Origin of the sequence: Tateyamaria armeniaca (genome assembly GCF_045797845.1) — a bacterium.
Taxonomy (GTDB): Bacteria; Pseudomonadota; Alphaproteobacteria; order Rhodobacterales; family Rhodobacteraceae; genus Tateyamaria; species Tateyamaria armeniaca.
This window is the reverse complement of record NZ_JBHDIY010000002.1, coordinates 971088-994645: the sequence shown is the minus strand read 5'-3', so window position 1 is coordinate 994645 and position 23558 is coordinate 971088. Positions and strand designations below refer to the sequence as shown.

The following is a 23558-nucleotide window of genomic DNA, read 5'->3' as shown; positions in this document are numbered from 1 at the left end:
GTGAGGTCCGTGTGTAGGTGGGAAACGGGGCAGAATTAGGGCAAGTGACACAAATTAGCGCAAAATTGGGACGTCCGAAAACGTGCGATCCAAGGCGGGCGGTCGTGGCCCTCCGCTGGCCCAATCCAGCAGTTCAACGGTGTGCACCACGGGCACCCCGGCAGCAGAGCCGATCTGCATCATGCAGCCGATGTTTCCGGCGGCGATAATGTCAGGATTTTTTGCCATCAATGTGCGCACTTTTCGCGTCTTGAGCTGCCCGGAAATCTCGGGTTGCATCAGGTTGTAGGTGCCTGCCGATCCGCAACACAGGTGACTGTCGGCGGGTTCGACCACGGTGTAACCCGCCTTTTTCAGCAGATCCTTTGGATAGGTCTTGATCTGCTGGCCATGTTGCAGCGAACAGGCGGCGTGATAGGCGATTGTCATGTCCTGCGGCGCGCCTGCGGGCAGGTCCAATTTCATCAACACTTCGCTGACATCCATTGCGATGGCTGACACACGCGCTGCGTCCTCGGCCAGCGCTTCGTTGCGGAACATGTGGCCGTAATCCTTGACGGTGGTGCCGCAGCCCGACGTGTTGATCACGATAGCGTCCAGCCCATTGCCGTCCATTTCACGCGCCCAGGCGGTGATGTTTTTGGCCGCGGTACCGTGACTTTCCGCCGTTTTGCCCATGTGATGGGTCAGCGCGCCGCAACATCCGGCCCCTTCGGCCACCACCACCTCGCAGCCCAGCCGCGTCAGCAGGCGAATGGTGGCATCGTTGATGTCGGTGTTCAGCGCTTTTTGTGCACAGCCGGTCATCAGCGCGACACGCATCTTCTTGGCGGTCTTGGGCGCAAAGCTTTGCGGATCATCATTGCGGCTGACTGCGGGGATGTGTTTCGGAGCCATCTCCAGCATCGCCCGCAGCCGCGCATCGGGCATCAGCCACGCAAATGGCCGCCCGATCTTGGCCCCCAGCAGCGCCACGCGAAAGCGCATCGGATAGGGCAGAATCTGTGCCAACACCCAACGCAGCACGCGGTCCGTCAGGGGACGTTTGTAATTGTCCTCGATATACTCGCGGGCGTGATCCACCAGATGCATGTAGTGTACTCCGCTCGGGCAGGTGGTCATACATGCAAGGCAACTCAGGCAGCGGTCGATATGCTTGACCACTTTCTCGTCCGGCACGCGGTCGTTTTCGAGCATGTCCTTGATCAGATAAATGCGCCCGCGCGGGGAATCCAATTCGTCCCCAAGCACTTGATATGTCGGACAAGTTGCCGTGCAGAAGCCGCAATGCACACAGTTGCGCAGGATTTCGTTGCTGCGCTCGATGGCGGGGTCCTTGAGCTGTTCGGGGGTAAAGGTCGTCTGCATTCATTTCACCATCATTTGGGCAGCGGCAAAGCCGAACCACGGCACGGTTGTGCCCATTGCACCGATCGAACGGCTCCACCGGCGGGCGGCGGCGCCGGGATACGCGGCGCGCACGGCACGCGTGACCACCACCAGCACCAAAATCCACGCCAGCCAGATGGACAGGATGCTCAGGAAAACAGGTACCGGATCGATCCCCAGTGTCAGGCTGGCCTCGCTGCGCAAAACGAAACTGGCAATCACCAGCACCGAGGCGATCAGGGCCAGCGGCAAACGCCGGATGTCATAGCGCACAAGGGCCAGAAACAGGGCCGGGCCCAGCACAAAGGCCATTGTGAACAGAACAAGCAGCATCAGGCCGCCATGAGCCCGGGATTGAGAATACCGCGCGGATCAAAGCGGGCGCGCAGCGCCGTGCTGAGCGCGGCAACGCCTGCGGCTTCCGGTTGGAACACGGGTACGGCTGCGCGCAGCGCTTCGGGCGCCTTCATCAATGTGGCGTGGCCCCCCAAGGTGGCGACGGTCGATTGAATATGACCATGTGTCGCCGCGTCGGCAGTGTCATGCCCGGCCCAGACCAGCCCGCCGCCCCAGTCCATCACCGCATGACTGCCTTCGGGCAGCGCCGCAATCACTGCCGGGCCGTCGCCTGGTTTGACCGAAATGCGCCAGACATTTGCGCAACCATGCAGGGGTGCGGCATCGCGCACGCGCGTCCAATCGGCATCCTCATTGTGGGTGATGGTTCCATGCGAGGCCAACAGGTCGGCCAACGCCTTGGCGCGGTAGTCCACGGATGATGCGAACCCTTCGACCCGCAGCCACACCGCGCCGTCGATCCACGCAGCCCCCGACACTTCGTAAGGCGAGCCAAGAGCAGCGCTCATCGCGGCAACAGCCTGCACCGGATCAAGATCGGCAATCACAAGGGTGATCGTGGACTCGACAGATGGCAGCACTTTCAGGCTGACTTCGGTCAACACGCCCAAGGTTCCCCACGATCCGCTCATCAGTTTGACCAGATCATAGCCGGTAACATTTTTCATCACCCGGCCACCGTTCTTGATGATGTTGCCCGCACCGTCCAAAAATCGGACCCCAAGGGCGAAGTCACGCGCAGCACCGGCCTGAATGCGACGCGGCCCGCTTGCATTGGTGGCGATCACTCCGCCGATGGTTGACTTGCTGGTGGTGCCCAACAGGCCCGTCAGGTCGTAAGGTTCAAATGCAAGGCGCTGGTTCTCTTTGGCCAATGTCGCCTCGATGTCCGAAACGGGCGTGCCGGATTTGGCCACGATTGTCAGCGCGCCGGGTTCGTAAAGTGTCACACCGGACAGGCCGGAAACGTTCAGCGTGTCACCCTCAACCGGGCGCCCAACCAGACGCGTGCCCCCACCACGAATGACCAATGGCCCTTTCGCATCCTGCACGGCGGCCGCCACGTCTGCTTCACTTTTTAATGTGGTCATCTTCTCTGATTCCAAAAAATCTCAGTGGGCGACGCGCGCAGCGCCGAGCGGGCTGGCCCCTATTCGGCGGCCAGTGCAGGGCGACGGCGGGCTTCTGACACCGCCAGGGGAAACACCTTGGCCGGGTTCAGCAACCATTTGGCGTCAAACACATCCTTTATGGCCATCTGCGCCTCCAGATCGTTGGGCGCGTATTGATGGGTCATCAGGTCACGCTTTTCGATGCCCACGCCATGTTCGCCGGTCAGACATCCGCCAACCTCTACGCACAGTTTCAGGACTTCGGCACCGAACTCTTCGCAGATTTCCAGATCACCCGGTTTGTTGGCGTCATAACAGATCAGCGGGTGCATGTTGCCGTCGCCCGCGTGGAACACATTGCCCACGGGCAGACCGTATTCCTTTGACATCTCGCCGATACGGCGCAGGACATACGGCAGTTCCGACACCGGGATTGTGCCATCGAGACACATGTAGTCGCTGACCCGCCCGATGGCCGAAAATGCTGCCTTGCGCCCGGCCCAGATGCGCGCGGACTCTTCCGGCGAGGCGCTTTCGCGCAGCGCAACGGGATTGTGGCGTTTGGCAATGTCGGTGATCAGCGCAAGCTGGTCGTTGATTTCGGCCTCTGATCCCTCGACCTCGACGATCAGCAGGGCCTCGCACAACGGATAGTCCGCCTTGGCAAAGTCCTCGCACACTTCGATCAGCATGCGGTCCATGAATTCGATGGCAACGGGCAACACGCCTGCTTTTATGATGTCTCCGACACAGGCGCCCGCGATCTCGGCGCTGTCAAAACCCATGAGAACGGGGCGTGCGCCTTCGGGCTTGTGCAAAATGCGCAAGGTGGCTTCGGTCACCACGCCAAGCTGCCCTTCGGACCCGCAGATGACGCCCAGCAGGTCGAGCCCACCGGAATCGAGATGTGCGCCGCCGATCTCGACCACTGTGCCGTCCATCTGCACCAGGGTGACGCCCATCAGGTTGTTGGTCGTTACTCCGTATTTCAGGCAATGCGCGCCGCCGGAATTCATCGCGATGTTGCCTGCAATGGCGCAGGCCAATTGGCTGGATGGGTCGGGGGCGTAGAAGAAACCGTCCGATTCGACGGCGCCCGTGACGCTCAGGTTGGTGCGGCCCGTCTGTACGCGGACAAAACGGTTGTCGTAGTCGGTTTCCAGAACCTCGTTCATCCGCGCCACGCCAAGGATCACACAGTCGGCCGTGGGCAGCGCGCCACCGGCCAATGACGTACCCGATCCGCGCGGCACAACCGGAACGCCGATCTCGTGACAAATGCGCAGGGTTTCAGACACTTCAGCGGTGGACGATGGCAGCACCGCGACCATGGGTGGACAGCGGTAGGCCGTCAGGGCGTCGCATTCATAAGCACGCGTCTGGGCAGGATCGTCGATCACCGCGTCGTGCGGCAAAACCTCACGCAGACACTCGACCACACGGGCCTTGCGCGCAAGCACGGCAGGATCAGGGACTGGCATCTCCATCGAACGTCTCCTCTAGGATTGGTAAAATAATATGACCAATTTTGGCAGGATGCAATCTGAATTGTTGCGGTGTAAGAGCGCAGCCATGACATGGCTTGAACGTATCGCATTCTTTTCGACGCTGGATATCGCAGCCCTATCGCTGCTGGTGGTTGCGTGGCTGGTGATTGGCTGGCGGATCGAACATCCGACGTCACGCCATCCGTCCACATCGCAGATCATGGCCGGGTATCGCCGCGAATGGATGCGTCAGATGATCACCCGTGAACCGCGCATTTTCGATGCGCAGGTGGTTGCAAGCCTGCGTCAGGGAACGGCCTTTTTTGCCTCGACTTCGGTAATTGCGATTGGCGGGACATTGGCGGTGATTGGCAACGCCGAACGGGTGACGGACATCGCCAACGAACTCACCCTGATGGACGCGCCCGCCTTTGTCTGGGAGGTCAAGCTGGTCATCCTGTGCCTGTTCCTGACCAATGCATTTCTGAAATTCGTCTGGGCCAACCGCCTGTTTGGCTATGCGGCAGTGGTTATGGCGGCCGTGCCGAACGATGCGACGGATTCCTTGTGCGAACCGCGCGCGATGCAGGCAGCAGAGGTGAACATCGCGGCCGCACGTTCGTTCAATCGCGGTCTGCGGTCGGTCTATTTCGGGCTGACATGCGCGGCATGGCTTGCCGGGCCTGTGCCGTTGATCGCCGCGACACTCTTTACCATCGGAGTGATCTGGCGGCGTGAATTCGCCTCGAATTCCCGCACAATTTTGCTGGGCACACAGACGTGACAAGACAAGCGAGGCGTGGCGGGTTTATGCTGTGCCCATGAAAAAACTTGTTCTTGCCCTGCTGATCGCAGCGTCCCCGGCGCTGGCCGAAGACCCTGTGATCGAAGATGTGGCTGTCACTCGTACAGCACCCGAAACCTACCGTTTTTCTGTCACGATCCGGCACCCTGACACGGGTTGGGATCACTACGCAGATGGCTGGCGTGTGCTGGATATGAATGGAAATGAGTTGGGCATGCGGGTTCTGTTTCACCCTCATGTCGATGAACAACCCTTCACGCGCAGCCTTGATGGCGTGAAAATCCCTGCTGGGACGGGACAGGTTCAGGTGCAGGCGCGTGATCTGCCTGCAGGCTGGAACGAAGGCACAGTGATCGTCGATCTGCCGTAACGGTGTGGGCTTATGCCCGATGATAGGGCGATCCGGCCAGGATCGAGGCGGCGCGGTATAGCTGTTCGGCCAGCATCACGCGCACCAGCATGTGCGGCCAGACCATAGCACCGAAGGACAGCAAATGATCGGCATCGCCGCGCAGGGAGGGATCAGTCCCGTTCGCCCCGCCGATGACAAAGGCCACATCGCTGCGTCCGGAATCCCGCCACGCGGCCAGCCGATTGGCAAAATTTGGCGAAGATTCGACGCGGCCTCGTTCGTCCAAACAACAGATCACCGCCCCTTTGGGTATCGCGCGGCGCAGCAGATCGGCTTCGGCTGTCATGCCGCCGCCCTTGCGGTCTTCGACCTCTGAAATCGAAAGCGGGCCGAGGCCCAGCGCCCGGCCCGTTCTGTCAAAGCGGGTGGTATAGTCTGAAATCAAGTCTGCCTCGGGCCCGCCGCGCAGGCGGCCCACAGCACAGATATGGACGCGCATCAGTGTGCGATCAGTTGGTGGCGGTGGGCTGCCACATTTTTTCCAACTGATAGAACTCGCGCACTTCGGGGCGGAAGACGTGGACGATCACGTCGCCCGTATCAATCAGCACCCAATCGCCTGTTCCCTTGCCTTCGGTACGGGCGTTGACGCCGAATTCGCCTTTCAGCCGCTCCACCAATTTTTCCGACATGGCAGACACCTGACGTGTCGAACGGCCTGAGCAGATGACCATGTAGTCACCAATCTCGGTCTTGCCGCGCAGATCGATCTGCACAACGTCTTCGGCTTTGTCATCGGAGAGAGAGGAAAGAACAGCCGCAAGGAGTAGCTCGCTTGTGGCTTGCGTTTTGGCTGTGGCTACCATAGCCGCAGCCCCATCAGCGGCGCGCACCGCTTCTGCAGAGATTGACAGGACATCGTCCTCCTTTTCATCGCGCCGCCAACGTCCCCGGCGCTGGGACACCCTTATGGTAACAACGCCTTGGTGACATTTCAATGAATGCCGGGATTATGAGCAGGGTTCCATCGTCTCCTGCGACTCTTTGCTCAGCAATGCATCGAGGGGTGCATCGGTGAACAGGGGCAGAAATGGGCCGTCCTGTTCCAATTGGATGGCGACGGAACCGCGCAGGTCATCGGGTATGTCAGGCATGGTTTTGCAGGGTTGGAAATGGATCGATATTGAGCCGGTGGTTCCGTCAGGATCGTCATCCTTCCACGCCTTGATGCGCGCCTGAAGGGCGGCGAGGTCAGCGTGATCCTGCTGATCCACAAAGAAGGTGTTGGCCTGCCGTGCCAGAACAAAGTTTCGTTCGATCTGCGAACCGGCGTCTTGCCGGGCACCAAATGTCAGGATGGCCGTTCCGCGTTGCACGGCGACGCTGTCGGGCACGTCGATCATCACGGCGATATCCGCTGGGTCTGCCGTCAGCGGATCGAGGTCGCGCAAGGCGAACAGCGTGCGAGGCGCGATGTGACTGCACGCCCCGATGAGGATCAGACCGGCAAGTAGGAGTTGTTTACGCATATTCACTCTTTCGAATCAAAAATTACTGTTTTACAATAAAAAGTAGTTCTGAAAAGGGAAGCTCAAAATGATGACTGATAAAATCTCGCACCGGGCCCGCTGGCTGTCCTATCTGGCTATGACATGCTTTCTGGTCTTGCCGTTAGGCGCTTTGGCACTGTTGGCCACGGGCGGCGTGAACGAAGACGCCTTGCGCGCGCACTATGCCGGTCTGAGCCTGCCAGAGCAGTTGGGCACGACACCTGTCTTGATCTGGGCGGGGGTCGAGGCGACCAAGATGGCGCTTTTGCTTTGGGTCATCTGGTGCCTTCGCACGTGGTTGGTTGCCTGCGCGCAGGGCGAGGTGTTTGCAGCAACAACGGCTCGCCTGATCCGGCGGATGGGGATTGGGCTGCTCACACTTGCGGGTGTCAGCGTGATCGACCACACGATTGTCGTGGCAGCACTGACCTGGGGCAATCCGGCGGGCCAGCGCTCTCTGGCCGTTGGGTTTGGCTCGTCCGAGCTGTTCCTGTTCCTGACCGCGGGTCTGGTTGCCTTGTTTGGCTGGATCCAGGCCGAAGCCGCCCGTATTTCGGCAGAGAACGAGGCGTTCGTATGACCCGCATTATTGTCCGGCTGGACGTGATGATGGCCCGGCGCAAGATCAAAGGCCGGGATCTGGCAGCGCAGATCGGCATCACCGAACAGAACCTGAGCCTGCTGAAGTCGGGCAAAGTTAAGGGCGTGCGATTTGAAACGCTTGCCCGGCTTTGCGCAGCACTTGACTGTCAGCCGGGGGACTTGCTGGAAGCGGAAGGCGCAGGCGTATCTGCGAATGTGTCCGTGGGCTGATCCCGGCCCAGCAAAAGCACCTCGCGCTGGGGGAAGGGGATCGAGATGTCGTTTTCCTTGAAGATGTCCCATAGCGCCAGATAGACGTTGCCGCGTATGTTGGTCAGGCCCCCGGTCGGGTCCGTGATCCAGAAGCGCAGGATATAGTCGACCGAACTGTCCCCAAAGCCGACGATGTGGCACACGGGAGGGCGGCTGGTCAGGACCCGTTCGACATCTCCGGCTGCTTCAACGGCCAGTTTTCGCACCACATGCGGATCGTCGCCGTAGGCTGTTCCGAAATAGATGTCGAGCCGCACAAATTCGTTCGAATGCGACCAGTTCACCACCTGCCCGGTGATCAGATCCTCGTTCGGTATCAGGTATTCGCGGCCATCCCGCGTGACCACAGAGGCATAGCGCGCGCCCAGTGTCTGGATCCAGCCAAAGGTGTCCCCAAGGCTGATCACATCCCCCGGCTTGATCGACTTGTCGAGCAGGATGATGACGCCCGACACGAGGTTCGACACGACTTTTTGCAGGCCAAAGCCAAGGCCGACACCGATCGCCCCGGACAGAACCGCAAGCCCCGTCAGATCGATCCCGAGCGAGCGTACCCCGATAAAGAACGCCAGCGCATAAAAGACGATCTGGACCACCTTGGTGATCAGCACCCGCATGGACGGTGAAATATCTTCGTTTCTGGCGACGCGCGCCGAGGTTGTCGTGGTGACAAAGCGGGCAAGGGCCAGCAGGACGCCAATAACCACAATCCCTTGCACGATCATCAACAATGATAGGCGGAATTCGCCTATACTGATCGCCGCTGCATCCAGAATGCGCGACGCCTGATCCACGATGCCAAGAATATAAAGCGTGACGTATATCAGCGCGCCAAGCCGGACGAGACGACGCAGAAGGATCGACCGGATCAGGCGCGTGGCAAAGGTGACCAGCAGCCATGCCAGCGCGAGTGTACCGACCAGCGACAGGATGTAACTGCGCGATGGCCATGTGACTTCGCGCATGACCAGCACGACAAGCCATATCAGGGTGACAAAAAAGATCTGGCGCAGCCGCTGATGAATGACCACCAGAACCCGCATGCGCCATTTGGGCCACCCTTCGCGCGTGCCCATCCAGGTGCGGATGGGTGGGCCCAGCCACCGGCGCAGCAAATGGGCAATCACGAACAACGCAAGCGCGATCAGCACCTGATACCCGACCCATGGCCGCAACAGCGACATCAACATGGTTTCGGCTGCCAGAACCAGCGACTGGAACAGCTCCGACACCGATCTCGACCAAGGTCGCCCCATCGCCGCTGGCGGCGGCTTCTGCCGTGGACGCCAGGGCATCGGTCACGGAATCGATGACTGGCTCAGTCGTGTGGTTGGCCATACTGCTCCTCGTGTTGCTTCAAACGTGGCAGAGCAGGACAAGCGAAGCAAGGGCCCGTCTGGTTGCGATAAATGGCCCAACCGCGAACACAGTCCTTGCACAGTTCGCCCGTAGCCAAGCAGCCAAAGCAACACAAAGGATTGCGCCATGCATCGCTTTATCCGTAGCACCTATCGTTTGGCCCTGCATCTGCAAAGCAGCTATATGATGCTGCTTGTCGGCCTGTCCTTCTTTACGATGCCGATCTTTGTGCTGGATGGCGTTCTGATGCGTTCGCTGGTGTTCACGCTGATTGCGCTTGCCGTTGCTCTTGTATTGCGCAAACCCCAATGGCAGCCAGTATTTTTGCGCGAACCCATGGGACTGTTGCAGGGCTTTGGTGCGATGCTTGCGTCGTCGGCTGTCTTTATCGTGGCCATGGCGCTGGGGTATCTTGCGGTGATCAACATGAATTTGCCAGAACCCACATCGCGCAACCTTGCGACGCTCACTGCACTGCCAAGTTTGCTTTTGACCGGGGCAATGTGGTGGTCCGCACTGTTTCTGGCCGTTCTGCCACATCCGGACGGCAGGCCGCCGCGTATTTCCCCGAAACGCCCGACAGTTCCGCCCCGCGTCACAACAGCCCGTCCCTGACGGGCACCGCTAATCAAGGCTTGCCTTGTTGAATGATGCGCTTGCTTGATTGGCTCGGGGAATCCCGATAACAGCATCTCTCATGACACGCCTGTTTGATATGGACGACCGCGCGCGCCTGCGCGAACGCTTTTTCGGGGCGACGCACACGGTGCTGGCACGCCTATAAACGAGGCGTCACATGACGCCTCCGACGCCTGCTGTTTCCACATCTACATCCAAGGGAGAGGACCACATGTCCCCCAAGACGCTTTATGACAAAATCTGGGATGCCCACGTCGCCCACGAGGCCGAGGACGGCACCTGCCTGCTTTATATCGACCGCCATCTGGTACACGAAGTGACCAGCCCGCAGGCCTTTGAGGGGCTGCGTATGACGGGGCGGACAGTGCGCGCGCCGGACAAGACCATCGCGGTGCCCGACCACAACGTGCCCACGACGCTTGACCGCGCCAACGCGGCCACGATGACAGAAGACAGCCGCGTGCAGGTCGAAGCGCTCGACAAGAACGCCAAGGATTTCGGCATTCATTACTACCCTGTTTCCGACATCCGGCAGGGCATCGTGCATATCGTTGGTCCTGAACAGGGCTGGACGCTGCCCGGCATGACCGTCGTGTGCGGTGACAGCCACACTGCGACCCACGGCGCATTCGGCGCGCTGGCTCATGGTATCGGCACCTCCGAGGTAGAGCACGTGCTGGCCACCCAGACGCTGATCCAGAAAAAGTCCAAGAACATGAAGGTCGAGATCACGGGAAAACTCGCCCCCGGTGTCACCGCCAAGGACATCACCCTGTCGGTGATCGGCAAGACCGGCACTGCAGGCGGCACCGGCTACGTGATCGAGTATTGCGGCGAAGCGATCCGCGATCTTTCGATGGAAGGGCGCATGACCGTTTGCAATATGGCGATTGAAGGTGGCGCGCGCGCCGGTCTGATTGCCCCGGATGAAAAGACCTATGCCTATTGCAAGGGCCGCCCGCACGCCCCCAAAGGCGCGCAATGGGAAGCGGCCGAAGCATGGTGGCGGACGCTTTATTCAGACGATGACGCCCACTGGGATCTTGTTGTCACCATTAAGGGCGAAGACATCGCACCAGTGGTTACGTGGGGCACATCGCCCGAGGATGTTCTGCCAATCACCGCATCGGTGCCATCGGCAGACGATTTTGAGGGTGGCAAGGTTGGCGCGGCGCAGCGTTCGCTTGACTATATGGGCCTAACCCCTGGCACACCGCTGACGGATATCGAAATCGACACGGTCTTCATCGGCTCGTGCACCAATGGCCGGATCGAGGATTTGCGGGCTGCTGCTGAAATCCTCAAGGGCAAGAAGATCAAGGTCAAACGCGCCATGATCGTCCCCGGTTCGGGCCTCGTGCGCGCGCAGGCGGAGGAAGAAGGCCTGGCCGATATCTTCAAGGAGGCCGGGTTTGAGTGGCGCCTTGCGGGCTGTTCCATGTGCCTCGCGATGAACCCTGACCAGCTGAGCGAGGGGGAGCGTTGCGTGTCGACCTCCAACCGCAACTTCGAGGGACGGCAAGGTTATAAGGGCAGAACGCATCTGGTGTCGCCCGGTATGGCAGCAGCGGCGGCCATCACAGGAAAACTCACCGATGTGCGGGAGATGATGTAATGGACAAATTCACCACACTGACGGGCATCGCGGCACCGATGCCGCTGGTCAATATCGACACGGACATGATCATCCCCAAGCAGTTCCTGAAAACGATCAAGCGGTCGGGCCTTGGCGTGAACCTGTTTGATGAGATGCGTTTTGACCGACAGGGCAATGAAATTCCCGATTTCGTGCTGAACCAGGATGCCTATCGCAATGCAGAGATCCTTGTGGCCGGGGACAACTTTGGCTGTGGGTCGTCCCGTGAACATGCGCCTTGGGCGATCAAGGATTTCGGCATCCGCTGCGTGATCTCGACCTCTTTTGCGGACATCTTCTACAACAATTGCTTCAAGAACGGCATTCTGCCCATCGCCCTGCCCGCCGAAGCGGTGGACGTGTTGATGAAGGACGCCGAGAAGGGTGCCAACGCCCGCATGACCGTAGACCTTGAAGCGCAGACGGTGACCACGTCCGATGGTGAGGTGTTCAGCTTTGAGGTGGATGCGTTCAAAAAGCATTGCCTGCTAGAAGGGCTGGACGACATTGGCCTGACCATGGCCAAGGCTGACAGCATCCAGAGCTTTGAGGCACAAGCTGCGCAAGCGCGTCCCTGGGTGTGAGCAAAAATTAACCACCTGAGGTAGAAAAGTTAAGATCGGTATGCGTCTCGCAAAGCCCAAGCACAACATCTTGGGCTTTGCCTAAAACCCGCCATAGTAATGATGCACAATGGCACCACCCCTTCCCTGAAAATGTCCAAGGAGTTGCGTCAAGTTAACCACAACACTTGAGCGACCGGGTCAATCAAGGCACAAATGGGGCAACAATGAGGCACCCGCCTGACCCGGTGGGATCAAGTTGGGACAAGCACGCGGCAATGCATCGCGGCTGACCAGTTTGAAGGGAACGAGACGTGATAGCACGACTATATGGTGCCGCGATACGCGGCCTTTTGATGGCGTTAATGATCGCCCTGCCGGCATTGATTGTGCCCGGCATGTCGATAGACACCTCGCAAGCCACTGTTTTGGTTGCGCTTTTGGCCGCCTTCCTTACATTCGTCGAATACAATTCCGCCAGCCCAAGCATCGTCGAATTCCGAGATGCCGCGCCCTTCAACCGTCTTCGTTTCATCGCGCTGTTCGTCACGGTCCTGATGCTGAGCCTGATCTGCAAAGGCAAAGTCGACCCGACAACGACCACAAACGCGCTGACATCCGTCGGCACAATTGTCGGAAACAGCATCGATTTCCCCTACTCGCCTGTCCGCTTGGTTGTGCTGATGCTGCCTGCGGGTTCGGACTACGAAGTGGTCCAGTCCGTGCGCACTGCCGCCGGTCTGTCCTACCTTGCGTCGCTCACGGCCATGGCCGCGTTCCTTGTGCTGGTGCGTGTTCTTGGCTGGCCGTCACGCAAGGGTGCATTCAACGTCTGGGTGAATCTGCCCTTGTTTGATCCGACCACCGGTGGCGACGTGTTGCAGCGTCTGAACCGTGATGCGCGCATCAACATCGTTTTGGGGTTCCTGCTGCCTTTCGCCATTCCTGCAGTGGTCAAACTGGCCGCTGATCTGATAAACCCGATCTCGCTTGAGAACCCGCAAACCCTGATCTGGACAATGAGCGCATGGGCCTTCCTTCCTGCCAGCATGATCATGCGTGGTATCGCCTTGCAGCGGATCGCCGAGATGATCCGGGATCAGCGCAAGCGCGCCTACGCCACCGCCGAAAACGAGTTTCAGGTCGCCTGATTGCCCTGTGCCTGTGCCTGATTGCAGGCACAGTTGCACAGGCGCAAACCCTGCGCATCGCCACCTACAACACTGAACTGCAACGTGACGGGCCGGGCCTGTTCCTGCGTGATCTGGCGCGCGGGCAGGATGAACAGATCGGCGCAGTTCTGGCCATTATTGCCGAAGCGGACGCAGATGTTCTGGCGCTGCAAGGCATCGATTATGATCTGACAAGCGAAGCGTTGCGCCGTTTTGCGGATATGGCGGGATACCCCCATTACTTTGCGCGGCGTCCCAACACCGGCATGCCAACCGGTCTGGATATGGACGGTGATGGGCGGCTTGGCGGTCCCCGCGATGCGCAAAGCTATGGGCGGTTTTCCGGGCAGGGTGGTATGGCGATCCTGTCGCGGTTCCCCATCGATGCCGCCAACGTGCAGGACCTATCCGCCCTGTTGTGGAAGAATGTGCCCGGTGCCTTGCTGCCCGAGGTGAATGGCGCGCCATTTCCAAGTGAAGAGGCCCAAGCCATTCAACGGCTGTCGACCACCGGGCACTGGATTGTTCCGATTATGGGGCCTCAGGGCCCATTCCACGTGATGACGTTCCACGCCAGCCCGCCTGTGTTTGACGGCCCCGAGGATCGCAATGGCAAGCGCAACCATGATGAGATCATGCTGTGGTTACAGGTGCTGGACGGCGTCATTGGGACACCACCACCCGGTCCGTTTGTAATTGCGGGCGATGCGAACCTTGATCCGGTGGACGGGTCGGGCATCAAAAACGCCATCCATGCCTTGCTTGGCTCGGACAAACTGCAAGATGTGAGACCGTCCGGGTATGCGGGCACGGACACCGCAGATTGGGACGATCCGGTGCCCGGTGACTTGCGCTCGGATTACGTGCTGCCATCGACCCACTGGCGGGTGATCGACAGCGGCGTGCTGTGGCCTGCACCCGATGATCCGCTTGCAAAAACAGCGACCACGGCCAGTCGTCACCACCTTGTCTGGGTCGACCTGTCTTATTGAACCCCGCCTTATTGACGCCGCATCCCTGCGCGCGTAGTCGAAGCCAAACGTCGATTTCAGGAGTTCACATATGTCCAACCCATCTCTTTTGATCCTGCCCGGTGACGGCATTGGCCCCGAAGTCATGGATCAGGTCGTCCGCGTGATCGACTGGTTTGGTGCCAAGCGTGACATGCCCTTTGATGTGTCGACGGATCTGGTGGGCGGTGCGGCCTATGACGCACACGGCACGCCGTTGCATGATGACACGATGGCCAAGGCGCTTCAGGTCGATGCAGTTCTTTTGGGTGCCGTGGGTGGACCGAAATACGACGACCTTGATTTCTCGGTCAAACCCGAGCGGGGCTTGCTGCGCCTGCGCAAAGAGATGGACCTGTTTTCCAACTTACGCCCTGCACAATGCTTTGACGCGCTTGCGGACTTTTCTTCGCTGAAAAAGGACATCGTTGCGGGCCTCGACATCATGATCGTGCGCGAGCTGACCTCAGGCGTCTATTTCGGCGAACCGCGCGGCATCTTCGAGGAAGGCAATGAACGTGTGGGCATCAATACCCAACGCTACACCGAGGGCGAGATCGAACGGGCCGCCCGCTCCGCCTTTGATCTGGCCATGAAGCGCAGCAAGAAGCTGTGCAGCATGGAAAAGGCCAACGTGATGGAGTCCGGCATTCTGTGGCGCGAGGTTGTGACGCGGGTCGGCCAGGACTACCCCGAGGTCGAACTTTCGCACATGTATGCCGACAACGGCGCGATGCAGCTGGTGCGTGCGCCCAAGCAGTTCGACGTCATCGTCACCGACAACCTGTTCGGCGACATTCTGTCGGATTGCGCCGCGATGCTGACCGGCTCGCTCGGCATGTTGCCCTCCGCCAGCCTTGGCGCGCCGATGGAAAACGGTCGGGCCCGCGCGATGTACGAACCTGTGCACGGCTCGGCCCCCGATATTGCCGGGCAAGGCAAGGCGAACCCGATCGCCTGTATGCTCAGCTTTGCAATGGCGTTGCGGTATTCCTTTGATCATGGCGACGAGGCGACGCGCCTTGAGAACGCGATCGAAAAGGTGCTCGCCGATGGCGCACGTACCGCTGACCTGATGGGTCCCGAAGGCGGCACCGCTTTGTCGACCACTGAAATGGGGGATGTGATCCTCGCCGCTCTGGACGCCAGCCCGTAACCCGCGAAAGGGTCAGCCACATGTCTCCGAATATCAAAGGCGCATTGCTGGCCCTGTTGGCGTTTGGTGTCTATTCGACCCATGACGTGTTCATCAAAACTCTCGGCGCGACCTATTCGCCGATCCAGTTGGTGTTCTTCAGCGTCCTGCTCAGCTTTCCACTGGCGACCATTGCCCTCATGCGGGATCGCGCGCCCAGCACGCTGATGCCGGTGCACCCGTGGTGGATTGCGATGCGCACCGTAGCGGCAGTGATCACCGGCTTTGCCGCGTTTTATGCGTTCTCCAATCTGCCGCTCACCCAGACCTATGCGATCCTGTTTGCCACTCCGTTGCTGATCACGGTGCTGTCGATCCCGATCCTTGGGGAAAAGGTGCGACTGCCACGCTGGCTGGCGGTTCTGGTCGGGCTGATTGGAGTGATGGTGGTACTGCGCCCCGGCGGGTCCGAGTTGGGTCTGGGTCACGCCGCCGCCCTGCTGGCCGCGTTCACCGGGGCCTTTGCCTCTATCGTGTTGCGCAAGATCGGGGGCGAAGAACGTCCCGTGGTCGTGATGCTTTATCCGATGGTGGCGAATTTCGTGGTGATGGGGGCGATGCTGCCCTTTGTCTACATTCCGATGCCGATAGAGCATCTGGGATATCTCGCCATCATTTCTGTCTTTGCCTGGGTTGGTGGACGGATCATCATTGCCGCGTATCAGACGGGCGAGGCGGCGATCGTCGCGCCTATGCAGTATTCCCAAATCCTGTGGGCCACCGTGTACGGGTTCGTGTTCTTCAACGAGGGGCTGGACCTTTACACAGGGATTGGCGCGGCCATCATCATCGCCTCCGGCGTGTTCATCGTGTTCCGCGAAAGCCGTGGGGGCAATTCGGCGAACACACCCGTGCTGCGCACCCGCAGCCGCATTGGCACGCCATCCACGTTCCGGATCAGCGATATGATGACCAGCGGGCGGCACCGCGACAAGGTTGCCGAGACAGAGAAACCTCCGCAATAGCGCTGGGCGATCCGGGCCCGGCACCTGCCCGGCAACGACAGGTCATGCTGGCGGTGGGCCCAGTGACGCCCGCAGCTTCAGCGCACATTCCAACTCGACAACCGACCCGGCGCTTGTGCCTTCTAGCATGTTCACCAACTCTTCGCCCGCGCGCTGTCCCATATCGCGGTGGGGCACGTGCATGGTCGTCAGTTCCGGCGTGACGATGCGGGCCAGTTCGATATCATCAAAGCCGGTGATCGACACGTCCTCGGGCACGCGCAATCCCATGTCACGCGCCCGCTTCATCGCACCAACGGCCAGAACATCGTTGCCACACATAACAACAGTCGGGCGGGGTGTGCGCTGCATCATGTCCGCAAAGGCGGCGGCACCATTTTCGACTTCGTAAGGTGTTTCGATGATGGGCATCGCTGTCGCATCAAGCCCATGGGCGCGCAACGCGTCGCATATCCCCGCATACCGTCCCGCCGCCCGGTCATTGCCTTCAATGATGCCCGAAATCAGGCCGATGTGCTGGTGCCCCTTGCCGATGACCGCTGTGGCCAACGCTTTCATCGCTGCGTGGTTGTCAAAGCCGATGGACGGCTGCGTGCTGCCCTTCTCGAACGTCCATGCGATCAGGGTTGCGACGGACCGGTGCTGCAGGAATTCATAAATAGACGGATCGCGGTCGCGACCGATCAGCAACAGCCCGTCTGCACCCCTTGCGACCAGCGCGCGGATCTGTTCCGCCTCTACATCCGCTTTATAACCGCTGCTGGACACAAGCAGGGTATAGCCGCGTGCATGCAGCGCCTCCTGAAAGGCCTGAAGCCCGCGCGCAAAGATCGCGTTTTCCATGGTCGGGATGATGGCACCAATGGTGAAGGTACGCTTGGCAGCCATCGCACGTGCGCCAAAGTTGGGCGTGTAGCCAAGCTGTTCCACCGCTGCCATCACCTTGATCCGGGTCTTTTCGATCACCCTGTCGGGGGAATTGAGACAGCGCGATACGGTTGCCGTGGACACGCCTGCGGCGCGGGCAACATCGTCTAGGGTTGGGATGGATCGCAAGCTGGACATCAAAAACCTGGTGTAGAGATTCATGTATCTCGAACATCATATTCCAAAAAATCGAAATGTCGCGCACAAAATGTAAGCGCTTGCATTTGAGGTATGGAAACGCCTAGATTGACCCACGAATCGTGCTGTTCTCAGGGCGCTCAGATGCGATCACCGATGTCTGGTCAGGACGTCGGCCGCTGCAACCGGGTATCGTCTGAATGTCACGGGACGCCGTTTTGCTTTTGTATTTTGCCCATTCGATGCCTCCGCGCCTCACCATCCCGATGCCAATCCGCGCCGATCAGCGCCAGATGGCCACAAATGACTAGGATCCGCAGATCATGACACGTGAATACCTGAAAAAAGCGTCACTTACGCCCGCGTCGGACGCATCCGAAGTCCACGCAACGGTCAAGTCCATTCTTGCCGACATCGAGGCTGGCCGTGACGACAAAGCGCGGGAATATGCGGCCAAGTTCGACCGTTACGAGGGCAACGTGTTGATGACGCAAGACGAGATCGACGCGGCATGCGATCTTGTTCCCGAAAAGCTCAAGGCCGATATCCGTTTTGCCCATGACAACGTGCGCCGTTTTGCAGAGTTGCAGAAGGGCACGACCACCGATGTGGAGATGGAGATCACGCCCGGTTTTGTTGCCGGTCAAAAGGTGATCCCGGTGGATGCAGCCGGGTGCTACGTCCCGGGCGGGCGCTACAGCCACATCGCCAGCGCCATCATGACCGTGACAACAGCGAGCGTTGCGGGCTGCAAGAGCATCACGGCCTGTTCACCGCCGCGCCCCGGTGTGGGTGTGGCCCCGGCCATCGTCTATGCGGCCCACATTTGCGGCGCGCACAACATCCTTGCCATGGGCGGTGTGCAGGGTGTCGCGGCGATGACCTATGGTCTGTTCGGACTGCCGCGCGCCAACATCCTTGTCGGACCCGGTAACCAGTTCGTGGCCGAAGCCAAGCGCATTCTCTTTGGCCGCGTCGGCATCGACATGATCGCGGGCCCCACGGACAGCCTGATCCTCGCCGACAAGGACGCGGACGCCCATATCGTTGCGACCGACCTCGTCAGCCAGGCCGAGCATGGGTATAACTCGCCCGTCTGGCTGGTCACGGATGATCGTGATCTGGCCGTCAAGGTCATGGATATGGTCCCCGGCCTGATCGACGATCTGCCCGAGCTCAACCGCGAAAACGCCTTTGCTGCGTGGCGCGACTATGCCGAGGTGATCGTGTGCAAGGATCGCGAGGACATGGCCGCCTGTTCGGATGAATACGCGCCCGAACACCTGACCGTGCAGGCCGCTGACCTCGACTGGTGGCTCAAGAAGCTGACTTGCTACGGCTCGCTGTTTCTGGGTGAAGAAACCACTGTGTCCTACGGCGACAAGGCGACCGGAACCAACCACGTGCTGCCCACGTCAGGTGCAGCCTCCTATACCGGTGGTCTGAGCGTGCACAAATACATGAAAATCGTCACATGGCAGCGCGCCACACGCGACGGATCCAAGGCCGTGGCCGAAGCGACGGCGCGTATTTCACGGCTTGAAGGCATGGAAGGCCACGCGCGCGCGGCGGATGTGCGTCTGGCGAAATACTTCCCCGGCGAAAACTTCGATCTGTCTGCAGATGGATGATCCGTGCCGCCTGTTTGATCTGACAGGCCGCGTGGCATGTGTGACCGGGGCCAGTTCTGGCATCGGTCGGCGTACTGCTATGGTTCTGGCAGCTGCAGGCGCAAAGGTGATTGGCGTGGCGCGGCGCGCCGAGGCGCTGCAATCGCTCAAGGACGACATTGGCGATAGTGCGGATGTCGTTGTGGCGGATGTGGCGGACCGCGATGCGGTGCACGCAACCTGCGCTGCGATTTCGGACCCTTTTGGCGCGCCGGATATCGTGATCCACGCCGCCGGTCTGAACCCGAGGCAGGCCGCAGATGACGTCACAGCAGAGGCGTGGGATCAGACCCTTGCGCTGAACCTGTCGGCTCCGTTCTTTTTGTCCCAGGCGCTGGTGCCTGCGATGCGGGCCAAGGGGTGGGGGCGGATCGTGAATTTTGCCTCTTTGCAGACCACGCGCGCCTTTCCGTCAGGCATCGCCTATGGCGCGACCAAGGGCGGGATTGGCCAATTGACCCGAGCCATGGCCGAAGCGTGGTCGGGTGACGGCATCACCGCAAATGCCATAGGCCCGGGGTTTTTCCCGACCGAGTTGACACAAGCCGTGTTTTCCGACCCAGAGCGTGCGGCGCGGAATGCCGCGCAAACCTGCATGAATCGCAACGGCACGATGGAGGATATGGACGGCCCGATCCTGTTTCTATGCTCGGACGCATCCGCATATGTCACCGGGCAAATCCTGATGGTTGACGGGGGGTTCACCGCGAAATGAGAGCGCTTGTCTATGAAGGTGTCGAAACGCTGACGATACGTGATGTGCCCGATCCGGTGGCGCAGGACGGCGAACACCTGATCAAGGTTGAGGCCGTCGGTATTTGCGGGTCGGACATGCATGCCTATCTCGGGCACGACGCGCGACGGCCTGCGCCCCTGATCCTCGGCCATGAGGCTGCAGGCGTGATTGTGGGTGGGCCGCGTGATGGTGCGCGTGTGACAGTCAATCCGCTGGTCACCTGCAATGTCTGTGCCGCCTGCCTGTCGGGTCGTGAGAACCTGTGCCCGATACGGCAGATCATCTCGATGCAGCCGCGCGAAGGGGCTTTTGCCCAGTTCATCACCATGCCGGACAGCAACCTAGTGGATGTGCCGGACAACATCGCGCTGAACATTGCCGCGCTCGCAGAACCGTTGGCCGTCAGTTGGCACGCCGTGCGCCTTGCTCTTGCTGGTCTGCATCCGGCGATGGAACAGCGCGCGCTGGTTCTTGGTGGCGGGGCCATTGGGCTGGCAGCCGCCCTCGCTCTCAGGGCGATGGGGGTTCAGGACGTCGTCATTGCCGAACCCAATGCAGGGCGGCGTGCTTTTCTGACTGACACATGCGGGCAAGAGGCCGTCGAATTTGCCGAAGGCCAGTTTGCCGTTGTTATTGACGCAGTCGGATATGCCGCCACGCGTGCCACCGCATCCGCCCTTGCGGCACCAGGTGGCGCGATTGCGCATGTGGGTCTGGGCGAGGACACCGGCGGCCTCGATATCCGCCGCATGACCTTGCAGGAAATCACCCTGATCGGCACCTATACCTACACCGCCCAGGACTTCCGCGACACCGCGCAGGCCATTTTCGACGGCCGACTTGGTCCGCTGGACTGGGTCCAGCACCGCCCACTTGAAGAAGGGGCACAAGCCTTTGCCGATTTGCGCGCAGGCACAGTCGCGGCTCCGAAAATCGTCTTGGACCCATGGGCGTGAGGTTGAAACCAGACAGAATGGAGAATTGGGATGTACAATAAAATCATGGTCGCAATGGCGCTTGATCACGGCGTATCCGAACAGACACTCACCATCGCAAAGGCGTTGCTGAACGAAGGCGGCGAGATTGTCGGGCTGCACGTGCACGAAGCCCCCGAAGGATCCGTGCGCGCATATGTCGACGAAAAAACCATTGCCGCGGGCTTTGAAAAAGCCCGCACTGACATGTCGGCCAAGCTGGCCGGGCATCCCGAAATCAACGGTGTTCTGGTCGAAGGCCATTCGGCGCGCGCCATCATCGACTATGCAGCCAGCCACGATGTCGACTGCATTGTCCTTGGCTCGCACAAACCCGGCCTCAGCGATTATTTCCTCGGCTCGACGTCCGCGCGCGTGGTGCGTCACGCGCCTTGCGCCGTGCACGTCCACCGATCTGACACTTAACCTGCGATACCGGCCCGCTTCGGGCCTCACCCAAGAAAGGCGAAAACCCCCATGAATATCGACAAGAAGATCGTTGATGATCTTGTCGCGAACGACGTTTCCTTTGTGACCACCGTGCCCTGCAAACAGCTGGCCGGGGTGATTGAGGAAGTCGAGGCGCGCAAAGAAATCTTCCACATCCCCGCCAACAAGGAAGACGAGGGCATGGGGCTGTGCGCAGGCGCTCATATGGGCGGAAAACGTCCGATGATCATCATGCAGAACACCGCCATTGGCGTCACCATCAACACGCTCGCGACGCTGACCCAGTACTACCGGATGCCGCTGCCTATGCTGATCTCCTATCGTGGTGAGCTGCGCGAACCGGTCGCCTGTCAGGTAGAAATGGCGGTTCACACCAAGGCGCTGCTCGCTCAGATGAACATCCCGACCTACCACTTTCACTGGCAAAAGGATGTCGAGGAATTCGATAACATCCTGAAATACACCTTCATGTGCAACAAACCCGTGGCGATCCTGACCGACGCCAACTTCTGGGGAGGCTATGGCGACCAATGATCCGTTCAGAAATCCTGCGCGAAATCGCGCCCATCCTTCGGGATCATCTGGTTGTCTGCAACATCGGTTTGCCCAGCCAGGAACTGCACATGATCGACGACAACGAACGCAACTTCTATATGCTCGGCACCATGGGCCTGTCGTCTTCCATCGGCCTTGGCCTTGCCCCGGCACAGGACAAGACGGTCATCTCCATTGATGGTGACGGGTCCGTCCTGACCAACCTTGGGACTTTGCCGACGATCGCAAACAACGTGGCCGACAACTTCATCCTGCTGATCATCGACAACGGATCCTATGGCTCCACTGGTGACCAGCCGACATATGCGGGCAAAAAGACCAAGCTAGAAAACGTGGCTGCGGCTTGTGGCTGTGAAAACGTGGTGACCTGTCAGGACGTCGACACCGGCAAGGCATTGCAGGCGGCCATCGACAGCAAGCAGATGACCATCATCGTGTCCAAATGCGACAGCGGCAACATCAAGCTGCCTGTCATTACGATGGATCCTGTGGTGATCAAGGACCGCTTTATGAAGGCGGTTGCAAGCTAAGGTATGGGGGCTGCTGCCCACATCCATTCCGCGGAAGACGCGCGGCGGCTGGCCCGCCGCCGTCTGCCGTGGATGATCTTTGACTATATCGACGGATCGGCAGGGGCCGAAACCGGCGCGGATCGCAATCGTGCCGCGATGAACGCCCTTACCTTGCGCCCACGCATCCTGCGCAATGTCAGCAACCGTTCTCTTGGCACCCGCCTGTTTGGCGAAGAAACCGCGCGCCCTTTTGGCATTGCGCCGATGGGCATGTGCAACCTGTCCGGCCCTGGTGCGGACCTGATGCTGGCCCGTCTTGCCGCACGTCACAAGATACCGCATGGCGTGTCCACTGTCGCCTCCACCCCGATGGAACAGATCATCGAAGTGGCCGAGGGGCATGCGTGGTTTCAGCTTTATTTCAGCGGTGACGGAACGGGCACCTTCAAGCTGGTCGAACGGGCCAAGGCGGCGGGGTACAAGACACTGGTGCTGACTGTGGATGTGCCCGAAGTGGGCCGCCGACCGCGCGAGTTGCGCCACGGGTTCAAGATGCCGTTCAAGATCGGCCCGCGTCAGTTCATCGACTTTGCCTTGCATCCGCGCTGGTCCTTGACTTCGCTGGCGGCGGGCAAGCCACAGATGGCGAATTTCGAGATGCCGGGGTACGAGTTTGATCGCACCGAAAGCCGCGCAAAAGCCGATTGGGACACGTTGGCGCGCCTGCGCGACGCGTGGCCCGGCAATCTGGTGGTCAAGGGTGTGCTGGACGTTGAGGATTCCGTCGCCTTGCGTGATGCGGGTGTCGACGCCATTCAGGTGTCCAGCCATGGTGCGCGCCAACTTGAAAGCGCACCTGCCCCAATCGAGATGTTACCCCTGATCCGCGAGGCTGTTGGCGATACCTTTCCGCTTTTTTATGACAGTGGGCTGCGGTCGGGTGAGGATGCGCTGAAAGCTCTGATGGCGGGCGCGGATTTCGTGTTCTTCGGACGTATCCTGCAATTTGCCATCGCGGCGGCGGGCGAACCCGGTCTGACCCGGTTGTGGGACGTGCTGAGTGACGAGATGAGCATCGCGATGGCGCAGATCGGCGTGGATCGCATTCCAACCCATCCACGCAACTGACAGACGCTGGTCACGCCGCGCG

General features: G+C 60.1%; 27 protein-coding genes. 18 read left to right on the top strand and 9 right to left on the bottom strand.

Annotation, left to right across the window (positions count from 1 at the left end; genetic code table 11):
- Positions 1-54 precede the first annotated feature (54 nt).
- The 4 genes from glcF to ACERZ8_RS04930 are packed head-to-tail and all read right to left on the bottom strand — an operon-like array spanning position 55 to position 4345.
- Positions 55-1368 carry a glycolate oxidase subunit GlcF gene (gene glcF, locus ACERZ8_RS04945; RefSeq protein WP_407591025.1) on the bottom strand — a complete coding sequence of 438 codons (1314 nt, stop codon included), beginning with the start codon at positions 1366-1368 and terminating at the stop codon, positions 55-57.
- Positions 1369-1722, bottom strand: coding sequence for a hypothetical protein (locus ACERZ8_RS04940; protein ID WP_407591024.1), 354 nt, complete (start codon positions 1720-1722; stop codon positions 1369-1371).
- The gene (gene glcE, locus ACERZ8_RS04935; RefSeq protein ID WP_407591023.1) at positions 1722-2837 is read right to left on the bottom strand and encodes a glycolate oxidase subunit GlcE; all 1116 of its coding nucleotides are present in this window, start codon (positions 2835-2837) and stop codon (positions 1722-1724) included. Before glcE ends, ACERZ8_RS04940 begins: the two co-directional genes overlap by 1 nt.
- Before the next feature lie 59 nt (positions 2838-2896).
- A complete protein-coding gene (locus ACERZ8_RS04930) occupies positions 2897-4345 on the bottom strand; it encodes an FAD-linked oxidase C-terminal domain-containing protein (RefSeq protein ID WP_407591022.1) in 1449 nt (482 codons plus the stop codon).
- Positions 4346-4430: 85 nt separating this feature from the next.
- Between ACERZ8_RS04930 and ACERZ8_RS04925 the strand changes: the two genes are divergently transcribed.
- Both ACERZ8_RS04925 and ACERZ8_RS04920 read left to right on the top strand, forming a co-directional pair.
- The gene (locus ACERZ8_RS04925) at positions 4431-5129 is read left to right on the top strand and encodes a DUF599 domain-containing protein (RefSeq protein WP_407591021.1); all 699 of its coding nucleotides are present in this window, start codon (positions 4431-4433) and stop codon (positions 5127-5129) included.
- 37 nt (positions 5130-5166) lie between these two features.
- Positions 5167-5520: a hypothetical protein gene (locus tag ACERZ8_RS04920; RefSeq protein WP_407591020.1), complete on the top strand. Its 354-nt coding sequence runs from the start codon at positions 5167-5169 to the stop codon at positions 5518-5520.
- Between the two features lie 10 nt (positions 5521-5530).
- Here ACERZ8_RS04920 and rlmH read toward each other — a convergent pair whose 3' ends face one another.
- From rlmH to ACERZ8_RS04905, 3 genes are all read right to left on the bottom strand, one after another.
- On the bottom strand, positions 5531-6001 hold the full coding sequence (rlmH, locus tag ACERZ8_RS04915; protein WP_407591019.1) for a 23S rRNA (pseudouridine(1915)-N(3))-methyltransferase RlmH: 471 nt from the start codon (positions 5999-6001) through the stop codon (positions 5531-5533).
- Positions 6002-6011: 10 nt separating this feature from the next.
- Complete coding sequence (gene rsfS, locus ACERZ8_RS04910; RefSeq protein ID WP_407591018.1) at positions 6012-6368, bottom strand: ribosome silencing factor; 357 nt, start codon at positions 6366-6368, stop codon at positions 6012-6014.
- Positions 6369-6512: 144 nt separating this feature from the next.
- Positions 6513-7031, bottom strand: a complete 519-nt coding sequence (locus ACERZ8_RS04905) for a hypothetical protein (RefSeq protein ID WP_407591017.1) — start codon at positions 7029-7031, stop codon at positions 6513-6515.
- Positions 7032-7098: 67 nt separating this feature from the next.
- On the opposite strand from ACERZ8_RS04905, the gene ACERZ8_RS04900 reads away from it, so the two are divergent.
- Positions 7099-7632 (top strand): hypothetical protein, encoded by a 534-nt coding sequence (locus ACERZ8_RS04900; RefSeq protein ID WP_407591016.1) that lies wholly within the window; start codon positions 7099-7101, stop codon positions 7630-7632.
- Positions 7629-7865, top strand: a complete 237-nt coding sequence (locus tag ACERZ8_RS04895) for a helix-turn-helix domain-containing protein (RefSeq protein WP_407591015.1) — start codon at positions 7629-7631, stop codon at positions 7863-7865. The genes ACERZ8_RS04900 and ACERZ8_RS04895 overlap by 4 nt, the downstream gene beginning before the upstream one ends.
- On the opposite strand, the gene ACERZ8_RS04890 is transcribed toward ACERZ8_RS04895, so the two are convergent.
- The gene (locus tag ACERZ8_RS04890) at positions 7802-9163 is read right to left on the bottom strand and encodes a mechanosensitive ion channel family protein (RefSeq protein ID WP_407591014.1); all 1362 of its coding nucleotides are present in this window, start codon (positions 9161-9163) and stop codon (positions 7802-7804) included. The genes ACERZ8_RS04895 and ACERZ8_RS04890 overlap by 64 nt on opposite strands.
- Before the next feature lie 229 nt (positions 9164-9392).
- Here ACERZ8_RS04890 and ACERZ8_RS04885 point away from each other — a divergent pair, with 229 nt between their 5' ends.
- The 7 genes from ACERZ8_RS04885 (at position 9393) to ACERZ8_RS04855 (ending at position 16446) form a co-directional block, all read left to right on the top strand.
- A complete protein-coding gene (locus ACERZ8_RS04885; protein ID WP_407591013.1) occupies positions 9393-9881 on the top strand; it encodes a hypothetical protein in 489 nt (162 codons plus the stop codon).
- Between the two features lie 235 nt (positions 9882-10116).
- Positions 10117-11520, top strand: a complete 1404-nt coding sequence (gene leuC, locus ACERZ8_RS04880; RefSeq protein ID WP_407591012.1) for a 3-isopropylmalate dehydratase large subunit — start codon at positions 10117-10119, stop codon at positions 11518-11520.
- Positions 11520-12125 (top strand): 3-isopropylmalate dehydratase small subunit, encoded by a 606-nt coding sequence (gene leuD / locus ACERZ8_RS04875; RefSeq protein ID WP_407591011.1) that lies wholly within the window; start codon positions 11520-11522, stop codon positions 12123-12125. Before leuC ends, leuD begins: the two co-directional genes overlap by 1 nt.
- Positions 12126-12418: 293 nt before the next feature.
- A complete protein-coding gene (locus ACERZ8_RS04870; protein ID WP_407591010.1) occupies positions 12419-13255 on the top strand; it encodes a hypothetical protein in 837 nt (278 codons plus the stop codon).
- Positions 13252-14268, top strand: coding sequence for an endonuclease/exonuclease/phosphatase family protein (locus ACERZ8_RS04865; protein ID WP_407594162.1), 1017 nt, complete (start codon positions 13252-13254; stop codon positions 14266-14268). Before ACERZ8_RS04870 ends, ACERZ8_RS04865 begins: the two co-directional genes overlap by 4 nt.
- A 70-nt stretch (positions 14269-14338) precedes the next feature.
- Positions 14339-15442: a 3-isopropylmalate dehydrogenase gene (gene leuB, locus ACERZ8_RS04860; protein WP_407591009.1), complete on the top strand. Its 1104-nt coding sequence runs from the start codon at positions 14339-14341 to the stop codon at positions 15440-15442.
- Between the two features lie 20 nt (positions 15443-15462).
- A complete protein-coding gene (locus ACERZ8_RS04855) occupies positions 15463-16446 on the top strand; it encodes a DMT family transporter (protein WP_407591008.1) in 984 nt (327 codons plus the stop codon).
- 42 nt (positions 16447-16488) lie between these two features.
- Here ACERZ8_RS04855 and ACERZ8_RS04850 read toward each other — a convergent pair whose 3' ends face one another.
- Positions 16489-17511 (bottom strand): LacI family DNA-binding transcriptional regulator, encoded by a 1023-nt coding sequence (locus ACERZ8_RS04850; protein ID WP_407591007.1) that lies wholly within the window; start codon positions 17509-17511, stop codon positions 16489-16491.
- 323 nt (positions 17512-17834) lie between these two features.
- Between ACERZ8_RS04850 and hisD the strand changes: the two genes are divergently transcribed.
- From hisD to ACERZ8_RS04815, 7 genes are read left to right on the top strand one after another with little or no spacing between them, the layout of a single operon-like run.
- Positions 17835-19142 carry a histidinol dehydrogenase gene (hisD, locus tag ACERZ8_RS04845; RefSeq protein ID WP_407591006.1) on the top strand — a complete coding sequence of 436 codons (1308 nt, stop codon included), beginning with the start codon at positions 17835-17837 and terminating at the stop codon, positions 19140-19142.
- Positions 19135-19896, top strand: a complete 762-nt coding sequence (locus tag ACERZ8_RS04840) for an SDR family NAD(P)-dependent oxidoreductase (protein WP_407591005.1) — start codon at positions 19135-19137, stop codon at positions 19894-19896. Before hisD ends, ACERZ8_RS04840 begins: the two co-directional genes overlap by 8 nt.
- Entirely contained in the window at positions 19893-20873 is a 981-nt protein-coding gene (locus ACERZ8_RS04835; protein ID WP_407591004.1) for an alcohol dehydrogenase catalytic domain-containing protein, read from the top strand. Before ACERZ8_RS04840 ends, ACERZ8_RS04835 begins: the two co-directional genes overlap by 4 nt.
- 30 nt (positions 20874-20903) lie before the next feature.
- Positions 20904-21317, top strand: a complete 414-nt coding sequence (locus ACERZ8_RS04830) for a universal stress protein (RefSeq protein ID WP_407591003.1) — start codon at positions 20904-20906, stop codon at positions 21315-21317.
- Between the two features lie 51 nt (positions 21318-21368).
- Positions 21369-21875: a sulfopyruvate decarboxylase subunit alpha gene (comD, locus tag ACERZ8_RS04825; protein ID WP_407591002.1), complete on the top strand. Its 507-nt coding sequence runs from the start codon at positions 21369-21371 to the stop codon at positions 21873-21875.
- Entirely contained in the window at positions 21872-22426 is a 555-nt protein-coding gene (gene comE / locus ACERZ8_RS04820; protein WP_407591001.1) for a sulfopyruvate decarboxylase subunit beta, read from the top strand. Before comD ends, comE begins: the two co-directional genes overlap by 4 nt.
- A gap of 3 nt (positions 22427-22429) precedes the next feature.
- Positions 22430-23536: an alpha-hydroxy acid oxidase gene (locus ACERZ8_RS04815; RefSeq protein ID WP_407591000.1), complete on the top strand. Its 1107-nt coding sequence runs from the start codon at positions 22430-22432 to the stop codon at positions 23534-23536.
- Positions 23537-23558 lie beyond the last annotated feature (22 nt).